This is a genomic window from Peptostreptococcus sp. (genome assembly GCF_977045075.1).
The window spans coordinates 1-2,788 of sequence record NZ_CDRRTB010000129.1; the positions used below are offsets into that span (position 1 = coordinate 1).

The window sequence follows — 2,788 nt, forward strand, 5'->3', positions numbered from 1 at the left end:
GTAAAAAACACTGTGACTTTTCGACAATTTTTTCGTTTTTTAGGTTATCCTTTAGTTTTTAACAATTATATAGAGAAAAGTCCCTTAAATCATTAATGACTTAAGAGACTTTGTCTACGATTTGAGGAATGTGTTAAAATCCACATTCCTCTACTTTAGTAAAATTAAATCAATTCCTTTTTCCCCATAATATATGGATATAAATAGGACTAAAAAATATCTATAAAAAATATTACAACTAGTCTTATTTATTCTTAGCTCTTTCTATCTTTGCATCAACATTAGCTAGGAACTTAGCATTATCAACGATGAACCTTTCATGTGTACCAACACCGATTTCTTCTAATTCATCATAGCACCTAACCTTGAAAACAAGTCTAGACCTATCGATTTCAACTAGTTCACACTCACAAGTAACCTCCATGCCTATTGGTGTAGCCGCCTTATGGTTTGTTGATATAGATATACCAACTGTTCCTAGACCTTCTTCAAGGTGCTCCTGGGCACAAAGCTTACAAGTACACTCCATAAGAGATATCATGCTTGGTGTAGAGAATACCTCTAGTCCACCACTACCAATAGCCGCTGCTGTATTTGTCTTATCTACAACCGTTTTTTCAACACCCTTTAATCCAACTTCTAACATATCTTTTCTCCTCATAAAATAATATTTTTCTTTTGAATATCACTATCCTATAATTAATTTTATCATTAGTTATAGGACTTTTCAAGCAGTAAAACATGACCTTAGTTTAGCCTTCCACTACCTTAAAAGATATATACCCACTTGGCCTATATTTATTTCAATTTATTCTTAATTTTCTTTAATTTTAGACCACAGTATAAAAATATGTAGATATATAGGGCAAATGCCATTAGTGTAATTATAAAGAATGAATTACTAATACCATTTCCTGAAGTCAAGTTTTTCAATAAACTAGGTATTAATATAGTACAAAATACTACGACAAGTGGTAACATTCGTGTCTTGAATATGTGGTTGACCATATCTAACTTAGACTCCGAATCTGAAAATATCTCCAGCTCACTAGATCTTTCAACTTGGGATTTAGCCTTCCAAAAATAGTTCCAGCCCATACATGAGCCAGAGTATTCCCAACCATAGTCCCTAAACATCTGTAAATACTCTCCTGTAACTTTTTCATTCTTATAGTCCAACTGATAGACCACTTCCTCTGGCCCTACTTCCTCAAAAGTAAAGAAGCAAGGTGGTGTAATCTTCTTTAGCTTCCAACCCTGCCTATGCTGGTCTTCAAGCCAGGCCTGTTCTTCTTCATAGTCTGCTATAGTAAAATATCTTATTTTAGTTTTGTAATTAGCCATTGTAAACCTCCCCTAAACTATTATTATATAGTCTCTTGATCCTCTTTAACTCTATTTCCAAAATATCCTTTCCAAGGTCTGTAATTTGGTATAGCTTCCTCTTTTCCTCTTCCCTAACAAATTGTATGAGTCCATCCTTTTCCATCTTAGACAGGGTTCCATACATGGTCCCTGGACTAATAGTTACCTCATTTTTTGTAACCTGCTTGACCTCCTGACCTATGCCATAACCGTGGTTTGGCCCTTGCAGGTAAAACAAAATATAAAAGGCCGTCTCAGACATAGGTATATAAATCCTCTTCAACTTAGAATCCATTTTTGCCCTCCACTTAATATTTATCATTTGACTTACTGTTTATATCTAAGCTCTATATATCGTACTTCGTTATATATAATATATCATACCTCGATATATAAGGTCAAGCTTTTTATATTATAGAAGATTCTTTACACCAAAAAGGCCTATGTTATTAAAACCATAGACCTTTGATTTGATCAATTATTTGTATATATACTTTTAGTTAATACAATATTTTATTATATTGCATAAAAATGAAAGAGCAAGATTTATATATCTCGCTCCTCCAAAAAAACATTATGTTGTAGTGTAGAGTACTTATTAATTACTTACCTGACCTTAGGGCAAAGAAGCCTCCACCCATGATAAGACCACCACCAACTATATTACCTAGGGTAACTGGCACTAGATTAGCTACTAGCTGACCCATAGTTACACCTGTAATAGACTTAGAGATTAGTCCCACGCTGTATACTGTCATATTGGCAATACTATGTTCAAAACCGGATGTTATAAAGGCAAATATGCACATAGTGATCATTATTAGCTTGGCTGCATCATTTTCAGTCCTGAAAGATATCATTACTGCTAGACAAACCAAGAAGTTACAAAGTACGCCCCTCATAAATAGGGCCATAAATGATGGTGCTGCCTTAGCAACAGCTGAACTTGCAAAGAATTCCATAACAGGTCCCTTGTCTACTAGGCCTGTATATACAAATATTACACTTAGTATAATAGCACCTATAAAGTTACCTATATAAGATACTACCCAGACCCTCACTAGGTCCTTCATAGAAACGGCCTTGTTCAGGTATCCAACTGTCATTACAAGGTTGTTACCTGTAAATAGGTCTGTACCTGTGAATATTACCAAGCTCAATGCTACTGAGAATGATACACCCATCAAAATCTTTGTAGCTGGACTACCACCAGCAGTCATTAGGCCACCTACTGTAAATGCTAGAAGTATACCTACTCCTATAAAGGCACCCGCAAAAGCAGATGATACCAGGTATTTGAACGTACTATCATTCAAAACACCAAGCTTTTTCTTAGCTGCACCCGTCAGCTTACCGATTGTTTCATCGTACATAATTACCTCCAAAACATCACTAATATATAATTCAAAATCAATGCTTGTAA

General features: G+C 34.8%; 4 protein-coding genes. All 4 read right to left on the bottom strand.

Annotated features, from left to right (window positions below):
* Positions 1–244: 244 nt before the first annotated feature.
* Positions 245–646 carry a thioesterase family protein gene (locus ACW6OJ_RS07845; RefSeq protein ID WP_293431945.1) on the bottom strand — a complete coding sequence of 134 codons (402 nt, stop codon included), beginning with the start codon at positions 644–646 and terminating at the stop codon, positions 245–247.
* A 152-nt stretch (positions 647–798) separates the two neighbouring features.
* Complete coding sequence (locus ACW6OJ_RS07850; protein ID WP_455105102.1) at positions 799–1,344, bottom strand: DUF2812 domain-containing protein; 546 nt, start codon at positions 1,342–1,344, stop codon at positions 799–801.
* Positions 1,337–1,660 (bottom strand): PadR family transcriptional regulator, encoded by a 324-nt coding sequence (locus ACW6OJ_RS07855; RefSeq protein ID WP_313963923.1) that lies wholly within the window; start codon positions 1,658–1,660, stop codon positions 1,337–1,339. Before ACW6OJ_RS07855 ends, ACW6OJ_RS07850 begins: the two co-directional genes overlap by 8 nt.
* A 307-nt stretch (positions 1,661–1,967) precedes the next feature.
* Positions 1,968–2,788 (bottom strand): formate/nitrite transporter family protein (locus tag ACW6OJ_RS07860; protein ID WP_456096253.1); only part of this gene is annotated, 821 nt, incomplete at its 5' end.